Below are 21,579 nucleotides of genomic sequence, written 5' to 3'. Positions count from 1 at the left end.
CGGGAGGGACCATTGGGATTAATCGAAGGTGGTGAAACCGCGCCTCAGTGCGAAACCGGGACTACGGAGCCTTCAGAGGATACCTGAAAGCGTGCCACGTTGGCTCGCTGGTAGGGGGTCAGATCGACGATAGCGCCGTTCTGCTGAACCTGGACCGCCGAGGCGTTGCCCAGGGTCACCCGGGTCACCTGGCCCGGCGTGAAGCTGCGGCTCTCGCCGGACTTGATCAGCGCCTTCTCGACGGTAGCGCCGTCCGGGCCGCCGATATCGACCCAGCTGTCGCCGCTGAACTGCATGTCCAGCGTGTTGGCGGCAGCCGCTGGCGCCGGGGTTGAACGCGGCACCGGGGCCAGCGAGGCCACGTACGGGGTGGCGGCCGGCTTGCTGGCCGGGGCACTCGCCACTTCAGCCGGCGCCGAGGGTTCGACACCCGCGGCGGACGGGGTTACCGGCACCGCGGCCGGGATCGCGTCCAGCGAGGCGGTATTCGGCGACGGGGTGGCACTGCCATCGAAATGGCCACGGGTAGCGAACCACACCGGCACCGCCAGCACCGCGGTGATGCCGACATACAGCACGCGACGGCCGAGATTCTCGGCAATGCGGCGCGCACGCGGAGTATGGGTATGGCTGACCAGGGTGGGCGGAACCACCGGACCGACCTGGGCCTGCTCCAGCAGCTGGCTCACGTCCACGTCCAGCAGGCGCGCATAGCTGCGCAGCTGGCCGCGCACGAACACCGGCGCGCCGAGCTTCTGCCATTGTTCCTCTTCCAGCGACCTGACCACCTGGACCGGCATGCGCAGGCGCGAGCCGACATCTTCGAGGGTCAGTCCGGCCGCCTCGCGGGCCTGGCGCAGGCGGCTGCCGCAGCCGGCCGCAGTCTCGAGAGCGCTCACAGTCTGGTCATCAATCACAATGCATCAACCCTGGAGTTAGGAGCCCGCTTCCTGCGGAAATTCCTGTCGAATCCGCTGAATATAGCGATCAGATGCCGCCCGATCACCCAGCCGCGCTTCGATTTGAGACGCAAGTTGTAACACGGAACGCGTTGCGGGTGCAGCCGCAATCCTACGTTCGGCGAAGGCCCGGGCCTCCATGTAGCGGCCCTGGCGGAAGCTGAGCTGGGCCATCGCCTCCAGCGCGACCGGGTTTCCCGGCAGCGCCGACAGCGCCGCGCGCAGGTCGCGCTCGGCACGTTCAAGCTGGCCAGCGTCCAGGGCACAGCCCCCGGCATTGGCCTGGGCCTCGGCCGGCGTGGCGTAGCCCGGCGCCTGCAGCGCACGATCGAACCAGACCAGCGACTCGGCCGGCCGGCCCTGCTGGCACAGCCACGCACCGTAATTGTTGAGGACGTCCCCGCGCTGCGGCGCCTGCTCGGCAGCCCTGCGGAAGCTCTCACCGGCCTGCTGGGTACGGCCACGGCGCTCGTCGATGCCGGCCATCAGCACCAGCGCATCAGGCGATTCGGGTGCCAGCTTCAGCGCCTCGCGCGCCTTGCGTTCGGCCGCATCGAGATTGCCGACCTGCATGTCGCGCGCGGCCAGTGCCAGCAGATCCTGCAGGCGCACCTGACGCCGCACGTTGTCTGGATCACGGACCGAGTAGACCGGCGCTTCACTGGGGCCCAGCCTGGCCTTGGGTTGGGATTTGCAGCCGCCGACCGCAACGGCCAGCACGCCTGCGAACAGAACCAGCCAGAGGCGGTCAGGCCGCGGCATCGCTCCCCTTCCCCGCCTGCAGCGTCTTGTTGAACTCCGCCTGGCGGCGGGTGCGGTCCATCACCTGGCCCTTGAGCTGGCCGCAGGCGGCGTCGATGTCGTCGCCACGGGTGCGGCGGACCATGGTCAGCACGTTGCTGTCGAGCAGGATCTTCTGGAAGGCGCGGATGTGCGCTTCTTCCGAACGCTCGTAGCGGGTGCCCGGGAACGGATTAAAGGGGATCAGGTTGACCTTGCCCGAGTCCTTGGCCTGCACCGCGTTGTCGAACTGGCGCATCAGGCGGGCCAGCTCGCGGGCATGCTCGGGCTTGTCGTTGATGCCCTTCATCAGGGTGTATTCGAAGGTGACCGATTCGCGGCGCTTGTTGGCGCGCAGGTAGCGTGCGCACGAGGCCATCAGCTCGGCGATCGGGTACTTCTTGTTGAGCGGCACCAGGGTTTCGCGCAGCGCATCGTTCGGCGCATGCAGCGACACCGCCAGCGACACGTCGCTTTCGGCAGACAGGCGGTCGATCTGCGGCACCAGGCCGGAGGTCGACAGGGTCACGCGCTTGTTGGCCAGGCCGTAGCCCAGGTCGTCGCGCATCACGCTCATGGCGCGCACGACGTTGTCGAAATTCATCAGCGGCTCGCCCATGCCCATCATCACCACGTTGGTGAGGCGGCGCATCTGGTGCGGCACGTTGCCCAGGTGGCGTGCGGCAACCCACACCTGGCCGATGATCTCGGCGGTGGTCAGGTTGCGGTTGAAGCCCTGGGTGGCGGTGGAGCAGAACGTGCAGTTCAGGCCGCAACCGACCTGCGAAGACACGCACAGCGTGCCGCGGGTCTTGTCCGGGATGTACACGGTCTCGATGGCGTTCTTGCCATCCACGCCCATCGCCAGCAGCCACTTGTGGGTGCCGTCGGCGGAGGGCTTGTCGAACACGATGTTCGGAACCAGCACCTCGGCATGGGCCTGCAGCTTGGCGCGCAGGACCTTGCCGAGGTCGGTCATTTCATCGAAGTCGGTGACGTAGCGATGGTGGATCCACTTCATCACCTGATGGGCACGGAACTTCTTTTCGCCAAGCACCTCGACGAAAAACTTCTCCAGGCCCGCGCGATCGAGGTCGAGCAGGTTCTGCTTGCCAGCCGTGGGTGCCGACTTCGGCAGCGGCTGGATGGCGGGGGACTGTACGACCTCGTTCACGGCATTACTCTCAGCGCGAGACGACTTCGGTGGCGGCGAAGAAATAGGCGATTTCAATCGCGGCATTCTCGACCGAGTCCGAGCCGTGGGCGGCGTTGGCATCGATGGATTCGGCGAAGTCGGCGCGGATGGTGCCCGCAGCGGCTTCCTTCGGGTTGGTGGCGCCCAGCAGGTCGCGGTGGGCCAGGACGGCGTTCTCGCCTTCCAGGGCCTGGATCATCACCGGGCCGGAGATCATGAACTCGACCAGCGCGTTGAAGAACGGACGCTCGCGGTGCACGGCGTAGAAGCCTTCGGCTTCACGGCGCGACAGCTGCTTGTACTTGGCGGCCACGACCTTCAGGCCGGCCTTCTCGAAGCGGGCGTAGATTTCGCCGATGACGTTCTTGGCAACGGCGTCCGGCTTGATGATCGAAAGGGTGCGCTCCAGCGCCATGGGATGTCTCCAATGGAATCGGGCCGCTGATGGCCCGAAGGGTAACATGAAAAAAACCCGCGTCGGGACGCGGGCTTAGCCTGATAAACGTAGGCGAATTGTAAAAGATAACGTGGCCGGGTGGTAGAGGGCCGTGCGGCCCTGCTGTAGAGCCGAGCCCATGCTCGGCTGGCCTTTGGGCCGAAGAGCAGCCGAGCGCGGGCTCGGCTCTACAGGTTCAGGTCCACCCATTCACCCACCTGAGTGAAATCTGACCGAGCCGGCCGATTTTGCTGCACTGCAAAATGCCATACGGTACCGTCTGGTTCTAGTATCAAACAATCGTTTGATTAAGGTCCGCCCACCGATGGCCAAGCCCGCCCACTTCTCGACCAAGGACCGGATCCTCGGCGCGGCCGAGGAGCTGTTCGCCCAGCACGGCTTCGCCGGCACCTCGCTGCGCCAGGTGACCAGCCAGGCCGACGTCAACATCGCCGCGGTCAACTACCACTTCGGCTCCAAGGAAAACCTGGTCAACGAGGTATTCCGCCGCCGCATGGACGAGATGACCGGCGCCCGCCTGTCGCAGCTTGAGCGCGCCCGCGCGGAGCATCCGGGCGAACTTCGCCCGGTGCTGGCCGCCTTCGTCGAGCCGGCGCTGGCGCTGGCCCAGGACCGCCAGAACGGCGGCGCCTTCGTGCGCGTGATCGCCCGCGCCTACGCCGAGAAGAACGACAACCTGCGCAAGTTCCTGTCTGACCACTACGGCCACGTGCTGCGTGCGTTCGGCAAGGCGATTGCCGAATGCGCGCCCGACCTGAGCAAGGAGGAGCTGTACTGGCGCCTGGATTTCCTGGCCGGCTCGCTCACCTATGCCATGGCCGACTTCGGGCTGATCAAGCGTCCCGCCGGTGTCACCGAAGCGGCGCATCGTGCCCATGCCGCCCACGAGCTGATCCATTTCGCCGAAGCCGGGTTCCGCGCCGCCGCACGCGCCAGCGCCCTGCCCGCTTCCCTTTGATTCCACCCAGTAACTGCTGACCAACAAAGGCCCTACACCATGTCCAATTCCCTGCTAGTCCGCCGCGCCGCCGTGCTGGGTGCCGGCGTCATGGGTGCCCAGATCGCCGCCCACCTCACCAACGCTGGCGTCGACACCGTGCTGTTCGACCTGCCCGCCAAGGAAGGTCCGGCCGACGGCATCGTGCTGAAGGCGATCGCCAACCTGGGCAAGCTGAGCCCGGCGCCGCTGGCCAGCAAGTCGCTGGCCGAAGCCATCACCCCGGCCAACTACGAGTCCGGCCTGGAGCAGCTGAAGGACTGCGACCTGATCATCGAGGCCATTGCCGAGCGCATGGACTGGAAGCAGGACCTGTACAAGAAGATCGCCCCGTTCGTGGCCGACCACGCGGTGCTGGCCTCCAACACCTCGGGCCTGGGCATCAACAAGCTGGCCGACGTGCTGCCCGAGCAGCTGCGCCACCGCTTCTGCGGCGTGCACTTCTTCAACCCGCCGCGCTACATGCACCTGGCCGAGCTGATTCCGGCCACCACCACCGACGCCAGCGTGCTGGAAGGCCTGGAAGCCTTCCTGGTCACCACCCTGGGCAAGGGCGTGGTGTACGCCAAGGACACCCCGAACTTCATCGGCAACCGCATCGGCGTGTTCTCGATCCTGTCCACCATCCACCACACCCAGCAGTTCGGCCTGGGCTTCGATGAAGTGGACGGCCTGACCGGCCCGCTGGTCGGCCGCCCGAAGTCGGCCACCTACCGCACCTCCGACGTGGTCGGCCTGGACACCATGGCCCACGTCATCAAGACCATGGGCGATACCCTGCCGAACGACCCGTGGCATGAATTCTTCAAGTCGCCGAAGTGGCTGGATGCGCTGATTTCCAAGGGCGCGCTGGGCCAGAAGACCGGCGCCGGCATCTTCCGCAAGGTCGGCAAGGACATCATGGTTCTCGACCTGGAAAAGCAGGACTACCGCCCGGCCGATCGCACCGCCGCGCCGGAAGTGGTCGAGATCCTGAAGATCAAAAACCCCGCCGAGAAGTTCGCCAAGCTGCGCGAAAGCCAGCACCCGCAGGCGCAGTTCCTGTGGGCGACCTTCCGCGACCTGTTCCACTACAGCGCCTACCACCTGGCCGACATCGCCGAAACCGCGCGCGACGTCGACCTGGCCATCCGCTGGGGCTACGGCTGGTCGCTGGGCCCGTTCGAAACCTGGCAGGCCGCCGGCTGGAAGCAGGTGGCACAGTGGATCGCCGATGACATCGTCGCCGGCAAGAGCATGAGCAACGCCCCGCTGCCGGACTGGGTGTTCGATGGCCGCGACGGCGTGCATGCCGCCGAAGGCAGCTACAGCCCGTCGCGCAATGCCAAGCTGCCGCGCTCGTCGCTGCCGGTGTACCAGCGCCAGCGCTTCCCCGATCCGCTGCTGGGCGAGACGTTCGCGCCGGGCGAGACCGTGTTCGAGAACGACGGCCTGCGCATGTGGCACGACGGTGATGGCATCGCCGTGGTCAGCTTCAAGACCAAGATGAACACCGTGTCCGACCAGGTGCTGGACGGCCTGCAGGAATGCGTCAGCCGCGCCGAGAAGGACTTCCAGGGCCTGGTGATCTGGCAGCAGAAGGAGCCCTTCTCTGCCGGTGCCGATCTGGCCGGTGCACTGGGCCTGCTGCAGGCCGGCAAGGTCGACCAGTTCGAAGAAATGGTTGCCAACTTCCAGCGCACCAGCCAGCGCATCAAGTACTCGCTGGTGCCGGTGGTTGCCGCCGTGCGTGGCCTGGCGCTGGGTGGTGGCTGCGAGTTCCAGATGCACAGCGCCAAGACCGTGGCCTTCCTGGAAAGCTACATCGGCCTGGTCGAGGCCGGCGTCGGCCTGCTGCCGGCCGGTGGTGGCCTGAAGGAACTGGCCGTGCGCGCCTCGCAGGCCGCAGGCCCGGGCGGTGACGTGTTCGCCGAACTGAAGAAGACCTTCGAGACCGTGGCGATGGCCAAGGTGTCCAACTCCGCGGTCAACGCCAAGGAACTGGGCCTGCTGCGCAGCACCGACAAGGTGGTGTTCAACAGCTACGAAGCGCTGCACATCGCCAAGGCCGAAGCTCGCGCTCTGGCCGAAGCGGGCTACCGTCCGCCGCTGCCGGCACGCCGCATCCAGGTGGCCGGTGACGTGGGTATCGCCACCTTCAAGATGATGCTGGTCAACATGCTGGAAGGCCGCTTCATCAGCCCGTACGACTACGAGATCGCCGAGCGCATCGCCACCGTGCTGTGCGGCGGCAAGGTCGACCGCGGCACCCTGGTGGACGAAGAGTGGCTGCTGACCCTGGAGCGCAAGCACTTCGTCGAACTGGCCCAGCAGGAAAAGACCCAGGCCCGCATCGCGCACATGCTGAAGACCGGCAAGCCGCTGCGTAACTGATCGCCATCCCTGCTTTTGGTGGGTGCCCACCTTGGTGGGCACTCCCTCTGCCCCGGTGGGTGCCGACCGTTGGTCGGCACTCCGGCTAAAAAAATCGAGAGATCACTGCAATGACCAAGCAAATCCAGGACGCCTACATCGTCGCCGCCACCCGTACTCCGGTCGGCAAGGCGCCCAAGGGCATGTTCCGCAACACCCGCCCCGACGACATGCTCGCGCACGTGCTGCGCAGCGTCGTCGCGCAGGCCCCGGGCGTGGACGTCAACCGCATCGATGACGCGATCATCGGCTGCGCGATGCCGGAAGCCGAGCAGGGCATGAACGTCGCCCGCATCGGCGTGCTGCTGGCCGGCCTGCCGAACACCATCGCCGCGCAGACCGTGAACCGCTTCTGCTCCTCCGGCCTGCAGGCCGTGGCGCAGGCCGCCGACGCGATCCGCCTGGGCAACGCCGACCTGATGCTGGCCGGTGGCACCGAGTCGATGTCGATGGTGCCGATGATGGGCAACAAGATCGCCATGGCACCGAGCGTGTTCGACAACGACCACGTGGCCATCGCCTACGGCATGGGCATCACCGCCGAGAAGGTGGCCGAAGAGTGGAAGGTCTCGCGCGAAGACCAGGACGCCTTCGCCCTCGCCTCGCACCAGAAGGCCATGGCGGCGATCCAGAACGGCGAGTTCAAGGACGAGATCAGCCCGTACGAGATCGTCTCGCACCTGCCGGACCTGGCCGATGGCCAGCGCATCATCACCCGCAACAAGATCGCCGACACCGACGAAGGCCCGCGCCCGGACTCCTCCGCCGAAGGCCTGGCCAAGCTGCGCCCGGTGTTCCGCAACGGCCAGTTCGGCGGCACCGTCACCGCCGGTAACTCCTCGCAGATGAGCGACGGCGCCGGTGCCGTGCTGTTGGCCTCCGAACAGGCGATCAAGGACTACGGCCTGACCCCGCTGGCCCGTTTCGTCAGCTTCTCGGTGGCCGGCGTGCGCCCGGAAGTGATGGGCATCGGCCCGATCGCCGCGATCCCGAAGGCACTGAAGCAGGCGGGCCTGACCCAGGACCAGCTGGACTGGATTGAACTGAACGAAGCCTTCGCCGCGCAGTCGCTGGCGGTGATCCGCGATTGCGGCCTGGACCCGGGCAAGGTCAACCCGCTGGGCGGCGCGATCGCCCTGGGCCACCCGCTGGGTGCGACCGGCGCGATCCGTACCGCGACCCTGCTGCACGGCCTGCGTCGTCGCCAGCAGAAGTACGGCATGGTGACGATGTGCATCGGCACCGGCATGGGCGCAGCGGGTATTTTCGAGGCGCTGTAAGGTTCAAAGCGTTGCCGGCTGATTGTTGGTTGGCTGTGGGGCCCGGGTGGGTGAGGCTGCCCGGGACACGCCGTAAACCCGTCCATGGGGGCTTGGCAGCGGCATCCATGCCGCTGACAGTCCCGGTCAGCCTCACCCACCCGCGCCACCCAACATTCCGCGCGGCGGAGGGATGAGCAAAGGCAGGGTCAAAGGCCGGGGTCAGAGCCCTTTGCTGCGCAAAGGGCTCTGACCCCAACAATCAAAAAAGGCAGCCATAGGCTGCCTTTTTTGATTGTGCTTCTGCCTTTGATTCCGCCCTTCCCGTCCGCGCCCGCAGGAAACCTGCCAGGCGGGACGGGTGGGCCGTTGCAGGACCGTTGGCGCCATGGATGGCGCCATCGAGCCCCCATGGACGGGTTTACGGCGTGTCCTGCAACGGCCCACCCGTCCCGCCCATCACGTATCAATCAAGGCGCCGCGAACGGAGCGCTTGATAAACCTTATTCCGCCAACATCGCCGTCAGCTTCTCCCGCGCCGGGCCGGCCAGCTTGGGGTTGTCCAGCGCGAAGCGGATCGTCGCCTCCACCAGCCCCAGATGCGTGCCGCAGTCGAAGCGGGTGCCCTCGAAACGGTAGGCATCAACCTTTTCGGTCTTCAGCAGCTGCGCGATCGCGTCGGTCAGCTGGATCTCGCCACCGGCACCGCTGCCGGTCTGCTCCAACAGCTCGAAGATCTTCGGGCTCAGCACATAGCGGCCGACCACCGCCAGGTCGCTCGGCGCGTCCTCCGGCTTCGGCTTCTCCACGATCTGCGAAATGCGACCCTTGCGGCCGTCGAACGCGTCAGTGGCCACGATGCCGTAGCTGGCAGTCTTGTCGTGCGGCACGTCTTCAACGGCGATCACGCTGGCACCACTGGCCTCGTTGAGGTCGGCCATCTGCTTCAGTGCGCCGTCGCCGCGGTTCCAGATCAGGTCATCCGGCAGCAGCACCGCGAACGGCTCGTCACCGATCACGGCCTTGGCGCACAGCACCGCATGGCCCAGGCCCAGGGCCTCGGCCTGGGTCACGAAGATCGCGCGCACGCCATTGGGCAGCACATGGCGGATCATCTCCAGCTGCTCCTGCTTACCGGCGCGCTCGAGCTTCTGCTCCAGTTCGTAGGCCTTGTCGAAGTAGTCGGCCACGGCATGCTTGTAGCGGTTGGTGATGAACACCAGGGTGTCGCAACCGGCTTCGATCGCTTCATCGACCGCGTACTGGATCAGCGGACGATCAATGATCGGCAACATTTCCTTCGGAACCGTCTTGGTTGCCGGTAAAAAGCGCGTCCCGAGCCCTGCCACTGGAAAAACTGCCTTGCGAATTCGCTTGCTCATTGGTGCCTGTTGGCCTCACGTGCCGGAAAAGGCACGACTTTAGCGGATGAAATGTAAGCATCCTGTTCGATGGGAGAAAACTCCGGCATCGTCGCGAACAGGATCTCCTGGATGCTGGTGGTGTCGTAACCAGCCACGGCATCGCGCAGGCGTGGAACATTGCCCAACACCAGATCACGCGAGAACGTGCGTACACCGGCCTCGAGAATCTTCGGATGCGCGGTGGAACGGTAGTCCTCGTCCGAATAGAACAGCGTCTCGTGCAGCTTCTCGCCCGGACGCAGCCCGGTGTAGATGATCGGAATGTCCTTGTACGGCTGCTTGCCGGCCAGGCGGATCATCTGCTCGGCCAGCACGCGGATCGGCACCGGCTCGCCCATGTCGAGCGTATAGATCGCACCGTGCGACGCCGAAGCGGCCGCCTGCAGGATCAGCTGGCAGGCCTCCGGGATGGTCATGAAGTAGCGACTGACCTCCGGATCGGTGACGGTCACCGGCCCGCCACGCAGGATCTGTTCGCGGAACAACGGCACCACGCTGCCAGCCGAGGCCAGCACGTTGCCGAAGCGCACCGTGACGAAACGGGTATGCGTGGACTTCTGGTCCAGGCTCTGGCAGATCATCTCCGCATAGCGCTTGCTGGCGCCCAGCGCATTGACCGGGTCGACCGCCTTGTCGGTGGAGATGAACACGAAATGCTCCACGTGTGCCTCCAGGCAGGCGCGGGCCACGTTCTCGGTGGCCAAGATGTTGTTGCGCACCGCTTCGCGCAGCTGCCGCTCCAGCACCGGCACATGCTTGTAGGCGGCGGCATGGAAGGCGGTGTCGACGGGGTGCAGCGACAGGGCGTGGCGGATCACCGCCGGGTCACCGCAGTCGCCCAGCACCGCTTCGACCTCGACATCCGGGAAGCTGCGCCGCAGCTCGCCCTCGATGGTCAGCAGCAGCAGTTCGCTGATCTCGAGCAGGATGATGCGGCCGGCGCCGTGACGCGCGCACTGGCGGCACAGCTCGGAGCCGATCGAACCACCGGCGCCGGTGACCATCACCGTACGCCCGCCCAACCAGCCACGGATCAGGTTCCAGTCCGGCATGATCGGCTTGCGGCCGAGCAGGTCCTCGATCGCCACTTCCTTCAACTGCCCGGGCAGCGACTGGCCCTGCAGGATATCGCTGAGCTTGGGCACGGTGCGGAACGGCACGCCGGTGCTTTCGCAGATGGCGACGATGCGCTGCATGCCCGCAGCGTCCAGCGACGGAATGGCGATCACCAGCAGCTTGGCCGCAGTCTCGCGGACCACTGTCGGCGCATCGTCCAGGGTGCCGAGGATCGGCAGGCCCTGCAGCTTGGCACCGCGCAGGTGCGGCGCGTCGTCCAGCAGGCCGACCGGCTCGAAATTGCCTGAACGGCGCAGGTCGCGGACCAGGGTCTCGGCGGCCTGGCCGGCACCCAGGATCAGCACGCGACGCGCGGACGAGTCCGACTGCAGCGCCTGATAGTCCTTCCAGGCCCGGTACAGCAGGCGCGGCGCGCCCAGCAGCGCCGACAGCGCGAACGGATAGATCACCAGCACCGACATCGGCACGCCGTCGAAGCGCTTCCACATCAGCACCAGCACGATGGCGACCATGCCGATGAAGCTGGCCTTGAAGATGTTCAGCAGGTCGCTGACGCTGGCGAACCGCCACAGGCCGCGATAGAGCCCCACGCGCCAGAACACCATGCCCTGCAGCAGCAGCACCAGCGTGGTGTCGACGTTCCAGAGTGGGAGCTCGGGGGCGTTGGCCAGGATCGAGTACCGCCCCGCGTGGAGCAGCTGCCAGCATGCCCAGACCATGAACAGGTCATGGCAGACGATGGCCGAACGCGGCATCAGGCCGAGGATTCTGTCCCGCCAGGGTGAAGCCATAAGTCAGGTATTTCCTTTTGGGTGGCGCAATCCATTGCGCAGGAGGAGCCAGAGGACGCTCAGCGCGGTGAACCACGCGATCGCCACGGCAGCCTCCCACCTCGGCTGCAAATTGGAGCAGACATTAAGCACTGTAATACTGAACAGGCCCAAAGCAAAGTACATCCCTGTTACCTGGGCGTGACTGGCTCCTGCCTGCACCGCGCGCTGGTAAACGTGCTGGGTATGGGGTTCCATCCAGCGTTGTCCGGAAATGATGCGCGCCAGCAGTGTGAAGCCCGCGTCCACAAGGAAGGGCGATGCCGACACCAGCAGCAGGATCCAGTGGATGTCGGTCTTTACGCTGGCCAGTGCCAGCACTGCCGCCACCGCGTAGCCCAGCGCGCCACTTCCGACATCGCCCATGAAGATCCGGGCCCGCGGGAAGTTGAACGGCAGGAAGCCAAGGCAGGCCAGGCCCAACGCGACCGCCGCCAGCGAGTACGGCCAAGGCAGCAGCGGCGCCAGCCCCAGCGCGACCACGATGGCCTGGCTGGCGGCGATGCCGTTGATCCCATCCATGAAATTCCAGATGTTGATCAGCGAGGAAGTGAACAGCAGGACCAGTACGGCCAGCAGCCAGCTGCCGCCATGGAACTTGACCAGCGCGGCCAGCAGCGCGGCGGCGATGAAGTGCACCATCAGGCGGCGCATGGCCGGAAGCGGCCGGTGGTCGTCCCACCAGCCGATACCCGCCACCAGCGCCAGGCCAAGGCTGGCGACCAGCAGGCTCGGACGCGCTTCGGGCCAGGCCCACATGGCAGCACCGGCGGTCACCAGCAGGCTGATGACGATGGCGATGCCGCCGCCACGCGGGGTCGCCACGCTATGACTGCGGCGTTCGCCCGGCTGGTCAAACAGTTGCCGGCGCAGCGCGTAGCCCCGCGCTGCCCAGGTCAGTGCCGCACTCAGCAGGGCCAGACCCAGCAGCGCGCCCATCACGAGCCACGGCATGGATCAGAGCACCGCGTAGTTCAGCAGCGGCTTGACCGTACCCCACTCCTTGCAGCTCGGGCACTGCCAGTGGTGGGTGCGCGCACCGAAACCACAACGGGTGCAGCGATAGGCCGGATTGCGCACCAGCAACTGGTCGGTGATGTGCTTGAGGTCGTGCAGGGTCGCCGTGGAATCGGCACCTTCAGCCAGGGTCAGGTCGATCAGCGCGGACTCACCACGCACCGACGGGCGATCCTTGAGCTGGCGGCCCAGGTAGGCACGGGCCGGGGCCACGCCCTCCTGCTCTTCCATCAGACGGGTCAGCGCCAGCACCGGGGCAATGCCACGGTAATGCTCGGTCATCTCCGACAGGAAGGCGCGCGCGCCCGCCAGATCGCCCACCTTGCGGTAGTTCTGCATCAGCGCCGGCAGCAGCTCCGGCAGGTACTCCGGATCGTTGCGCGCTGCGCGTTCAAAGGCGCGCACGGCCGCTTCCGGATTGCCGGCATCGGTTTCCAGGCGGCCTTCAATGATGCCGGCACGGACCGACATCGCATCGGCCTGGTAGGCCCGGGCAATCGCTGCCCTCGCCTCTTCCAGCTTGCCGGCACCGCGGAAGCGTTCGGCCAGTTCGCATTCGAACTGCCCGATCAGCTTGCCCATCGGCTCGCCGGTGACATCCTCGAAACGGGTGGCGTTGTCGATCGCCTTTTCCCAGTCGCGCTCGGCCTGGTAGATGCCGATCAGGTGCTTGAGTGCCTGCGGGGCACGCTGGTCCAGCTGGGCCAGTTCGGTGAACACGGTTTCGGCGCGGTCCAGCAGGCCGGACTTCATGTAGTCCTCGCCCAGCGCCAGCAGCGCCTGCACGCGTTGCGCATCGCTGAGGTCGTGGCGGTTGACCAGGCCCTGATGCAGGCGGATGGCGCGGTCGACTTCGCCGCGGCGACGGAACAGATGGCCCAGCGCGACCTGGGTCTCGAAGGTTTCCTTGTCCAGCTCGGCGATGTGCAGGAACAGCTCGATGGCCTTGTCCGGCTGCTCGTTGAGCAGGTAGTTCAGGCCACGGAAATAGGTGCTCGACAGGCGGCTGACCTGGCTGTCACCGTGGCGTTGACCACCACGCCGTCCGATCACCCACCCGGCCAGTGCGGCCAGCGGAACGAACAGGAAGAACCAGAACCACTCGGTGACGAAATCCATCTTCGATCAGCGTCCATCAAAAGATTGGGGGGAAGCAACCGGTGCCGGCGTGGCGACAGCGGACTTGTTGGCGCGGCGCAACTGGCTGTAGAGCGGAATGACCACGCTCACCAGCACCAGGCCAGCGCCGACGATGACACCCACCAGCAGCGCGGCGATCAGGGCCACGCCCACCGAGGTGTGCAGTTGGGTAAACAGCAGGTTGATCGACATCGCGGTCATGTTGACCGCACCGATGATCAATCCAAGGATCAGTACCGCCAGCAGGACCAGCAGACGAAAAACCTTCATGCGACAGCTCCAGTGGCAGGAGTCCGTAGCTTATCCGACTCGCGGCTGGATTCGCACGCGGTGGCGCGACGGCAGGCTCAGGCCGGATCGGCGTCCAGCGGCAGCACACTGCTGACCCGCTCGCGCAGTTCCTTGCCCGGCTTGAAATGGGGGACATGCTTGCCCGGCAGGGCAACCGATTCGCCGGTCTTCGGGTTGCGACCCAGGCGCGGCGGACGATAGTGCAGCGAGAAACTGCCAAAACCACGGATTTCGATGCGATCCCCGGCGGACAGCGATCCGCCCATCATTTCCAGCAACGACTTCACCGCCAGATCGACATCATCGGCCTTCAGGTGCGCCTGGCGGCGCGCAAGGATTTCGATCAGTTCGGATTTGGTCATTACCGGCTCACATCAGGGGTATCCCAGCCTGAAACGGCCCGGGCAATGCCCGGGCCGTCCAGGAAACAACGAACAGCGTAAGGCCGATTACTCGGACTTGTTGCCGTTCAGCTGTGCACGCAGCAGCGCGCCCAGCTGGGTGGTGCCGCTGGAAGCCGAAGAGGACTGGTATTCCTCCAGCACTTCGCGCATTTCAGCGTCGTCCTTGGCCTTGATCGACAGCTGCAGGGTACGGCCCTTGCGGTCCATGCCCACGAACTTGGCTTCGACCTTGTCGCCGACCTTCAGGTGCTGGGTGGCGTCGTCAACGCGCTCGTTGGCGATGTCGCGGGCCGAGACGTAACCTTCGATGCCGTCAGCCAGCTCGATGATCGCGCCCTTGGCGTCGACTTCCTTCACCACGCCTTCGACCTTGGAGCCCTTCGGATTGGCAGCCATGTACTGGCCGAACGGATCCTGCTCCAGCTGCTTCACGCCCAGGGAGATGCGCTCGCGCTCCGGATCGACAGCCAGGACGACGGCGTCCAGGGTATCGCCCTTCTTGAAGTTGCGAACGACGTCTTCGCCGGTGGTGTTCCAGCTGATGTCGGACAGGTGGACCAGGCCGTCGATGCCGCCGTCCAGGCCGATGAAGATGCCGAAGTCGGTGATCGACTTGATCTGGCCCGACACCTTGTCACCCTTCTTGTGGGTGGCAGCGAAGGTTTCCCACGGATTGGCGGCAACCTGCTTCATGCCCAGCGAGATACGGCGACGCTCTTCATCGACGTCCAGCACCATCACTTCGACTTCATCACCAACCTGGACAACCTTGGACGGGTTGACGTTCTTGTTGGTCCAATCCATCTCGGAGACGTGCACCAGGCCTTCGACGCCCGGCTCGATCTCAACGAACGCACCGTAATCGGTGACGTTGGAGACCTTGCCGAAGACGCGGCTGTTGGCCGGGTAACGACGGCCGATGTTGTCCCACGGATCCTCGCCCAGCTGCTTCAGGCCCAGCGAAACGCGGTTGCGCTCGCGGTCGAACTTCAGCACGCGGACGTCCAGCTCGTCGCCGACGTTCACGACTTCCGACGGGTGACGCACGCGCTTCCACGCCATGTCGGTGATGTGCAGCAGGCCGTCGATACCGCCCAGGTCCACGAACGCGCCGTAATCGGTCAGGTTCTTGACGACACCCTTCAGGATCGCGCCTTCCTGCAGCTTGTCCATCAGCTGCTCGCGCTCTTCCGAGTGCTCGCTTTCGACGACAGCGCGGCGCGAGACCACGACGTTGTTACGCTTGCGGTCCAGCTTGATGAGCTTGAACTCGAGCTCCTTGCCTTCCAGGTAGGCCGGATCGCGCACCGGGCGCACATCGACCAGGGAACCCGGCAGGAAGGCGCGGACATCCTTGATGTCCACGGTGAAACCACCCTTGACCTTGCCGCTGATGCGGCCGGTGATGGTTTCGTTCTTTTCCAACGCTTCTTCCAGCTCGTCCCACACCATCGCGCGCTTGGCCTTCTCGCGCGACAGGACGGTTTCGCCGAAGCCGTTCTCGATCGAGTCGAGGGCGACCTTGACGATGTCGCCTTCGGCGACGTCGATTTCGCCAGCGTCGTTACGGAACTGTTCGATCGGCACGATGCCTTCGGACTTCAGGCCAGCGTTGATCACCACGACGTCGCCGCGGACTTCAACAACGGTACCGCTGACGATGGCGCCCGGCTTCAGCTTGGCCAGGTTGGCCTGGCTGGCTTCAAACAGTTCGGCAAATGATTCGGTCATTAGATTTACTCTGTTGGACACATGGGTCGGTGGCGTCCCCTTCAGGGGAATGGCGACCGCCCGCCTGTTGGTCGACCCCGGAAACGCAGGTCGTGTGTAGTAGGAAAACCGCCACGCATCATTGCGCGACGGAGCTGGTACAGCACTGCTATGCGCGACCACCACCGATGTTGCTGGCAGTGCTCCCGCGCGAACGGATCAGGCAGCCGGAACCGGAAGCAGATCCATCACTCTGGCAACGACATCTGCGATGCCGATGCCTGTGGTGTCGATGAGGACAGCATCGTCTGCCGGCTTCAGGGGCGCCACGGTACGCTGAGCATCACGGGCGTCGCGGGCCATGATCTCGCGCAGGAGGTCATCAAAGTTAACAGAAACCCCCTTGTCTTTCAACTGCTTATGCCGACGCTCGGCGCGCTCCTCGGCACTGGCGGTCAGGAAGACCTTGTAGGGGGCGTCCTTGAAGATCACCGTGCCCATGTCGCGGCCGTCGGCGACCAGGCCGGGCAGCTCCCTGAATGCGCGCTGGCGCTCCTTCAGGGCAGCCCGGACCTCGGGAATGGCGGCAATGGCCGAGGCCAGGGCGCCGGTGGTCTCCAGGCGCAGCTCGTCGGTGGCATCGGTGCCATTGACCATGACCCGCATCGACTCGCCCTGTTCAACAAACTGAACATGGGTGTCGAAGGTGCAGCGCACCAGCGCCGAGGCATCGGACGTATCAATGTCGGCCCAGCTCGCGGCCACGCCCACTGCCCGGTACAGCGCGCCCGAATCCAGGTAATGCCAGCCCATCCGGCGCGCGATGATGCGGCTGATGGTACCCTTGCCGGCCCCGGAAGGGCCGTCGATGGTCAGGACGGGAGCGAGTGGATTCATGGGGTTCCCAGAGCGTGTGAAGGGGTCATTCTAGCCCCTGCCAGACACCCCCAGCGGGATCTTTTGTGCAACCACTTGAAACCACGAGGAAAAGCCCGGTAGAATGGCGGGCTTGAACGAGCGTCAACTGCCGATTGTCTTTCGCATATCGCGGCCACGCTCCACCCGAACAACTACTGTTTACGCCGAGGTATGCCATGAAAGTCCTGTCCTCCCTGAAGTCGGCGAAGGCCCGTCACCGTGACTGCAAGGTCGTGCGTCGTCGTGGCAAGATCTTCGTCATCTGCAAGTCGAACCCGCGTTTCAAGGCGCGTCAGCGCTAAGCCCAACAGCCTTCGCGGCTGCGGCTGGCCCTACGCGGGGCCGACCCGATGCAAAAAGCCGCCTTCGGGCGGTTTTTTGTTTATGCGGCTTTTTCCTGCCGTTTTTGCTGTAATCGCCTTTCTTGACCACTGGGGAGTAGATCGAGATGAAGCGTTACCTGTCCGCCCTGGCCGTGATGGCCACCCTTGCCGCCGCCACGCCGGCGATGGCCGATACCCTGCTTGTCGACCGTGCCCGCGAGAAGCCGGCCGGTGCCCTGCCCGTGCGCGGCCAGAGCATGCAGCAGGTGCAGGCGCAGTTCGGCGCGCCGAGCGAGCAGCTGCAGCCGCGTGGCGGGCAGAAGCGGCAATGGCCGACCATCAACCGCTGGGTGTACCCGCAGTTCACCGTCTACTTCGAGAAGCAGAAGGTGATCGACGTGGTGGCCAACCAGGCGGACCCGAACGAAATCGGCCCGAAACCGCCGATCCGTTGATCCCTTTACCCGCCGTGGGCGGGCCTGTGTAGCGAGACCATGAACCAGACCCTTCGTTTTCCTGCCGAGTGGGAAGCCCAGAGCGGCGTCCTGATTGCCTGGCCCACTGCCGACACCGACTGGGCCGACCGCCTGGGCCAGGTGGAAGAGACCTACATCGCCCTGGTCGCGGCCATCACCCGCTTCCAGCCGGTGCTGATCTGCGTGGCCGACGACGATGTGGAGACCTATGCCGAGATGCGGCTGCGCTCCAACCGCATCGACATGGACAAGGTCCACTTCACCACGGCGGCCTACGACGATACCTGGCTGCGCGACTCCGGCCCGATCACCCTGCGCCGCGCCGACGGCGGCTTCCAGCTGCTGGATTTCCGCTTCACCGGCTGGGGCGGCAAGTTCGACGCCACCCTGGATGACCAGCTGGTGGGCGTGCTCGACCAGGCCGGTGTGTTCAACGACGCGCCGGTGCGCAGCATCCCGTTCGCGCTGGAAGGCGGCGGCATCGAGACCGACGGCGAAGGCACCCTGCTGACCACCTGGAAGTGCCTGCACGAGCGCCACCCGGACCGCGACCGCGCCAGCCTGAGCGCCGACCTGGCCGACTGGCTGCAGCAGGACCGCGTGCTGTGGCTGGACCACGGCTACCTGGAAGGCGACGACACCGACGCGCATATCGACACCCTCGCCCGCTTCGCCTCGGCTGACAGCATCGTCTACCAGGCCTGCGACGACGCGAGCGATTCGCACTATGCCGAACTGCAGGCGATGGGCAATGAGCTGGCCGCGCTGCGCACCAAAGATGGCCAGCCGTACCGCCTGTTCCCGCTGCCGTGGGCGCAGCCGGTGATCGACGAAGGCCGCCGCCTGGCTGCGTCGTACGCCAATTACCTGATCGTCAATGGTGCGGTGCTGATGCCGGCCTATGGCGATCCGGCCGACGACCTGGCCCGCGATGTACTGGCCCAGGCGCACCCGGGCCGCGAGATCGTGCAGGTCCCCTGCCGCTCGCTGATCTGGCAGAACGGCAGCCTGCACTGCATCACCATGCAGCTGCCGGAAGGCCTGCTGAAGGCATGACGGATGATGCCGGGCCCCGCCCGGCACCGCTTTTGTAGCGTCGAGCCATGCTCGACTGGCTTCTTGTAGAGCCGAGCCCACGCTCGGCTCTACAACACCGGCCATTCAGCGCGCTACACGCCGTCGCCGCCCATCCGCGCTAACATGCTGGTTTTCCCCCGCAGGAACGCCCCGCATGAACTCGCGCAGCCCCCTTACCGTCGCCCTGATCCAGGAGCGCAACCACGGTGATGCCGCCGCCAACCTGGCGGTGATCGAAGCACGCGTGGCCGAGGCGGCTGCGCAGGGTGCCAAGCTGGTGCTGCTGCAGGAACTGCATAACGGTCCGTACTTCTGCCAGCACGAGTCGGTGGACGAGTTCGACCTGGCCGAGCCGATTCCGGGCCCGAGCACCGAGCGCCTTGGCGCACTGGCGAAGAAGCATGGCGTGGTGCTGGTCGGCTCGCTGTTCGAGCGCCGCGCTGCCGGCCTGTACCACAACACCGCCGTCGTCTTCGAGAAGGACGGTACGTTGCTGGGCAAGTACCGCAAGATGCATATCCCGGACGACCCGGGCTTCTACGAGAAGTTCTACTTCACCCCGGGCGACATCGGCTTCAAGCCGATCGATACCTCGGTGGGTCGCCTCGGTGTGCTGGTCTGCTGGGACCAGTGGTACCCGGAAGCGGCGCGCCTGATGGCGCTGGCCGGTGCCGAGCTGCTGCTGTACCCGACCGCGATCGGCTGGGATCCGGACGACGTGCAGGACGAGAAGACCCGCCAGCGCGACGCCTGGGTGCTGAGCCACCGCGGCCACGCCGTGGCCAACGGTCTGCCGGTGCTGAGCTGCAACCGCGTCGGCCATGAAGCCTCCCCGCTGGGTGCGTCGGGCATCCAGTTCTGGGGCAACAGCCACGTGCTGGGCCCGCAGGGTGAGTTCCTGGCCGAAGCCGGCACCGATGCCACCGTGCTGCTGTGCGACGTTGACCTGCAGCGCAGCGAGCACGTGCGCCGCATCTGGCCGTTCCTGCGCGACCGTCGCATCGATGCGTACGGTGACCTGCTCAAGCGCTACATCGACTGAGCCGGAGCCCGCGCATGGCCGTCCTCATCCGTGATGCCGGCCCGGCCGACATCGCCGCGATCACCGCAATCTATGCGGTGGAAGTGACCGACTTCGTCAACACCTACGAGTACGACATCCCGGACGCGACCGAGATGCTGCGCCGCATGCGCGACATCATCGATCGCGGCTTCCCCTACCTGGTCGCCGAGATCGACGGCCAGGTGGCCGGCTATGCCTATGCCAACACCTACCGCACCCGCGTCGCCTACCAGTGGACCGTGGAAAACTCGGTCTACGTCGATGCCGGCTTCCAGGGCAAGGGCGTCGGCACCGGCCTGCTGCAGGCCCTGATCGACGCCTGCGTGGCGCGTGGCTACCGGCAGATGGTGGCGGTGATCGGCGAACCGACCAATACCGCTTCAATCAAGCTGCACGAACGCTTCGGCTTCGAGCTGGTCGGCGTGTTCCGTGGCCTCGGCCGCAAGCACGGCCGCTGGCTGGATACCGTGCAGATGCAGCGCGCGCTCGGCGATGGCGCCGACACCGCACCTTCCAATGAATGAACCCATGACCGAAACCCTCCCCGAGACCGGCGACGACCTGTTCGCCGGCCAGCCGGTACGCGTCGTCGAACGCGACGGCGTGCGCTACACCCTGCTGGGCACTGCCCACGTTTCGCGCGCCAGCGTCGAGGCGGTGGAAAAAGCCATCGACAGCGGCCGCTTCGATGCCGTTGCCGTTGAACTGGACCCGCAGCGCCTGCAGGCACTGAGTGATCCGGACACGCTGGCCAAGCTCGACCTGGTCGAGGTGATCCGCAAGGGCCGCGTCGCCCTGTTCGCGGCCAACCTGGCGCTGTCCGCCTACCAGCGCCGCTTGGCCGAACAGCTGGACATCGAGCCGGGCGCCGAACTGAAGCGCGCGGTGGAACTGGCCCGCGAACGCGACCTGCCGGTGTACCTGATCGACCGCGAGGTCGGCCTGACCTTCCGCCGCGCCTCGCAGCGGCTGGGTTTCTTCGGCAAGCTGAAGCTGGTCGCCGGCCTCGGCGCCGGCCTGTTCTCGTCCGAGGAAGTGGGCGAGAACGAGATCGAGAAGCTCAAGCAGGGCGACATGCTGGAATCGAGCTTCGGTGAGTTCGCCAGCGAGAGCCCAGCGCTGTACGAGACCATCATCGGCGAGCGTGACCGTTACATGGCCACGCGCCTGCGCGAGGAGCACTACCCGCAGCAGCGTGAAGTGCTGGCGGTTGTCGGTGCCGGTCACCTTGCAGGGCTGGCGCGTTACCTGGAAACCGACACCGAGGCACCGGCGCCGCTGCGCGCCGAGCTGGAAGCGGTACCGAAGAAGCGCAACATTCCGTGGTTCACGCTGGGCATCCTGGCCATTGTGGCGACCGGCATCGGCGTGGGCTTCTACCGCGGCGGCCTCGGCGTCGGTACCGAACTGCTGGCGACCTGGGCGATGTATACCGGCGGCCTGGCGGGCCTGGGCTGCCTGCTGGCCGGCGGCCACCCGCTGAGCATCCTCACTGCAATCGCGGTGGCCCCGTTCAAGCCGTTCCGCCTGAGCATCCCGACCGGCGCATTCTCGGCCTTGGTGGAAGCGCGCCTGCGCAAGCCGGCGTATGAGGACTTCCTCAAGCTGCGCGACGATGCGCAGAGCTTGAAGGGCTGGTACCGCAACCGCGTCACCCGCGTGGTGCTGACCTTCATGCTGACCAACATCGGCAGCATGCTCGGCCTGTGGCTGACCACCTTCAAGGTGTGGGGCAAGGTCGCGGGGTAGGCCTTTCAACCGGCCACAGAA

General features: G+C 65.8%; 21 protein-coding genes. 9 read left to right on the top strand and 12 right to left on the bottom strand.

What is annotated here, in order from left to right; all coding sequences use genetic code 11:
• Nucleotides 1–44: 44 nt before the first annotated feature.
• Genes ACW5IY_RS09510 through ndk form a run of 4 tightly spaced genes read right to left on the bottom strand, consistent with a single transcriptional unit; the run spans nt 45 to nt 3,349 of the window.
• Nucleotides 45–917: a RodZ domain-containing protein gene (locus ACW5IY_RS09510; RefSeq protein WP_049436335.1), complete on the bottom strand. Its 873-nt coding sequence runs from the start codon at nt 915–917 to the stop codon at nt 45–47.
• A gap of 18 nt (nt 918–935) precedes the next feature.
• On the bottom strand, nt 936–1,721 hold the full coding sequence (gene pilW / locus ACW5IY_RS09505) for a type IV pilus biogenesis/stability protein PilW (RefSeq protein WP_049436336.1): 786 nt from the start codon (nt 1,719–1,721) through the stop codon (nt 936–938).
• Nucleotides 1,708–2,913, bottom strand: coding sequence for a dual-specificity RNA methyltransferase RlmN (rlmN, locus tag ACW5IY_RS09500; RefSeq protein WP_005409296.1), 1,206 nt, complete (start codon nt 2,911–2,913; stop codon nt 1,708–1,710). Before rlmN ends, pilW begins: the two co-directional genes overlap by 14 nt.
• Before the next feature lie 10 nt (nt 2,914–2,923).
• Complete coding sequence (gene ndk / locus ACW5IY_RS09495; protein ID WP_008265389.1) at nt 2,924–3,349, bottom strand: nucleoside-diphosphate kinase; 426 nt, start codon at nt 3,347–3,349, stop codon at nt 2,924–2,926.
• Nucleotides 3,350–3,695: 346 nt separating this feature from the next.
• Between ndk and ACW5IY_RS09490 the strand changes: the two genes are divergently transcribed.
• The 3 genes from ACW5IY_RS09490 to ACW5IY_RS09480 all read left to right on the top strand — a co-directional run bounded on the left by ACW5IY_RS09490 (nt 3,696) and on the right by ACW5IY_RS09480 (nt 8,080).
• Complete coding sequence (locus tag ACW5IY_RS09490; RefSeq protein WP_049436337.1) at nt 3,696–4,349, top strand: TetR/AcrR family transcriptional regulator; 654 nt, start codon at nt 3,696–3,698, stop codon at nt 4,347–4,349.
• Between the two features lie 39 nt (nt 4,350–4,388).
• Complete coding sequence (locus ACW5IY_RS09485) at nt 4,389–6,761, top strand: 3-hydroxyacyl-CoA dehydrogenase/enoyl-CoA hydratase family protein (protein WP_049436338.1); 2,373 nt, start codon at nt 4,389–4,391, stop codon at nt 6,759–6,761.
• A gap of 110 nt (nt 6,762–6,871) precedes the next feature.
• Nucleotides 6,872–8,080 (top strand): acetyl-CoA C-acyltransferase, encoded by a 1,209-nt coding sequence (locus ACW5IY_RS09480; protein ID WP_049436339.1) that lies wholly within the window; start codon nt 6,872–6,874, stop codon nt 8,078–8,080.
• Nucleotides 8,081–8,562: 482 nt separating this feature from the next.
• Here ACW5IY_RS09480 and galU read toward each other — a convergent pair whose 3' ends face one another.
• From galU to cmk, 8 genes are all read right to left on the bottom strand, one after another.
• The gene (gene galU / locus ACW5IY_RS09475; protein ID WP_049486972.1) at nt 8,563–9,441 is read right to left on the bottom strand and encodes a UTP--glucose-1-phosphate uridylyltransferase GalU; all 879 of its coding nucleotides are present in this window, start codon (nt 9,439–9,441) and stop codon (nt 8,563–8,565) included.
• Nucleotides 9,438–11,351, bottom strand: coding sequence for a polysaccharide biosynthesis protein (locus tag ACW5IY_RS09470; RefSeq protein WP_049437230.1), 1,914 nt, complete (start codon nt 11,349–11,351; stop codon nt 9,438–9,440). The genes galU and ACW5IY_RS09470 overlap by 4 nt, the downstream gene beginning before the upstream one ends.
• Nucleotides 11,352–11,354: 3 nt before the next feature.
• The gene (locus ACW5IY_RS09465; protein WP_049437232.1) at nt 11,355–12,344 is read right to left on the bottom strand and encodes an MraY family glycosyltransferase; all 990 of its coding nucleotides are present in this window, start codon (nt 12,342–12,344) and stop codon (nt 11,355–11,357) included.
• A 3-nt stretch (nt 12,345–12,347) separates the two neighbouring features.
• Nucleotides 12,348–13,526, bottom strand: coding sequence for a lipopolysaccharide assembly protein LapB (lapB, locus tag ACW5IY_RS09460; RefSeq protein ID WP_005416232.1), 1,179 nt, complete (start codon nt 13,524–13,526; stop codon nt 12,348–12,350).
• A gap of 6 nt (nt 13,527–13,532) precedes the next feature.
• Entirely contained in the window at nt 13,533–13,817 is a 285-nt protein-coding gene (locus ACW5IY_RS09455; protein ID WP_010484569.1) for a LapA family protein, read from the bottom strand.
• A 77-nt stretch (nt 13,818–13,894) separates the two neighbouring features.
• The gene (locus tag ACW5IY_RS09450) at nt 13,895–14,200 is read right to left on the bottom strand and encodes an integration host factor subunit beta (RefSeq protein ID WP_005409286.1); all 306 of its coding nucleotides are present in this window, start codon (nt 14,198–14,200) and stop codon (nt 13,895–13,897) included.
• An 87-nt stretch (nt 14,201–14,287) separates the two neighbouring features.
• Nucleotides 14,288–15,973 (bottom strand): 30S ribosomal protein S1, encoded by a 1,686-nt coding sequence (gene rpsA, locus ACW5IY_RS09445; protein WP_005416230.1) that lies wholly within the window; start codon nt 15,971–15,973, stop codon nt 14,288–14,290.
• Nucleotides 15,974–16,171: 198 nt separating this feature from the next.
• Nucleotides 16,172–16,849, bottom strand: coding sequence for a (d)CMP kinase (gene cmk / locus ACW5IY_RS09440; protein ID WP_010484566.1), 678 nt, complete (start codon nt 16,847–16,849; stop codon nt 16,172–16,174).
• Between the two features lie 197 nt (nt 16,850–17,046).
• Here cmk and ykgO point away from each other — a divergent pair, with 197 nt between their 5' ends.
• The 6 genes from ykgO to ACW5IY_RS09410 all read left to right on the top strand — a co-directional run bounded on the left by ykgO (nt 17,047) and on the right by ACW5IY_RS09410 (nt 21,558).
• Nucleotides 17,047–17,172 (top strand): type B 50S ribosomal protein L36, encoded by a 126-nt coding sequence (gene ykgO, locus ACW5IY_RS09435; RefSeq protein ID WP_005409283.1) that lies wholly within the window; start codon nt 17,047–17,049, stop codon nt 17,170–17,172.
• 176 nt (nt 17,173–17,348) lie between these two features.
• Nucleotides 17,349–17,648, top strand: a complete 300-nt coding sequence (locus ACW5IY_RS09430) for a hypothetical protein (protein WP_226053522.1) — start codon at nt 17,349–17,351, stop codon at nt 17,646–17,648.
• 39 nt (nt 17,649–17,687) lie between these two features.
• Nucleotides 17,688–18,725 (top strand): agmatine deiminase family protein, encoded by a 1,038-nt coding sequence (locus tag ACW5IY_RS09425; protein ID WP_010484562.1) that lies wholly within the window; start codon nt 17,688–17,690, stop codon nt 18,723–18,725.
• Nucleotides 18,726–18,900: 175 nt separating this feature from the next.
• Nucleotides 18,901–19,788 (top strand): carbon-nitrogen hydrolase, encoded by an 888-nt coding sequence (locus ACW5IY_RS09420; RefSeq protein WP_005409280.1) that lies wholly within the window; start codon nt 18,901–18,903, stop codon nt 19,786–19,788.
• A 14-nt stretch (nt 19,789–19,802) separates the two neighbouring features.
• Complete coding sequence (locus ACW5IY_RS09415; protein ID WP_049437233.1) at nt 19,803–20,333, top strand: GNAT family N-acetyltransferase; 531 nt, start codon at nt 19,803–19,805, stop codon at nt 20,331–20,333.
• A 4-nt stretch (nt 20,334–20,337) separates the two neighbouring features.
• Nucleotides 20,338–21,558 carry a TraB/GumN family protein gene (locus tag ACW5IY_RS09410; RefSeq protein ID WP_152906259.1) on the top strand — a complete coding sequence of 407 codons (1,221 nt, stop codon included), beginning with the start codon at nt 20,338–20,340 and terminating at the stop codon, nt 21,556–21,558.
• The last annotated feature ends 21 nt before the right edge of the window (nt 21,559–21,579 follow it).

The organism is Stenotrophomonas sp. C-A (assembly GCF_054030835.1).
The sequence above is the reverse complement of the archived record's forward strand: the minus strand, read 5'-3'. Positions and strand labels throughout refer to the sequence as shown.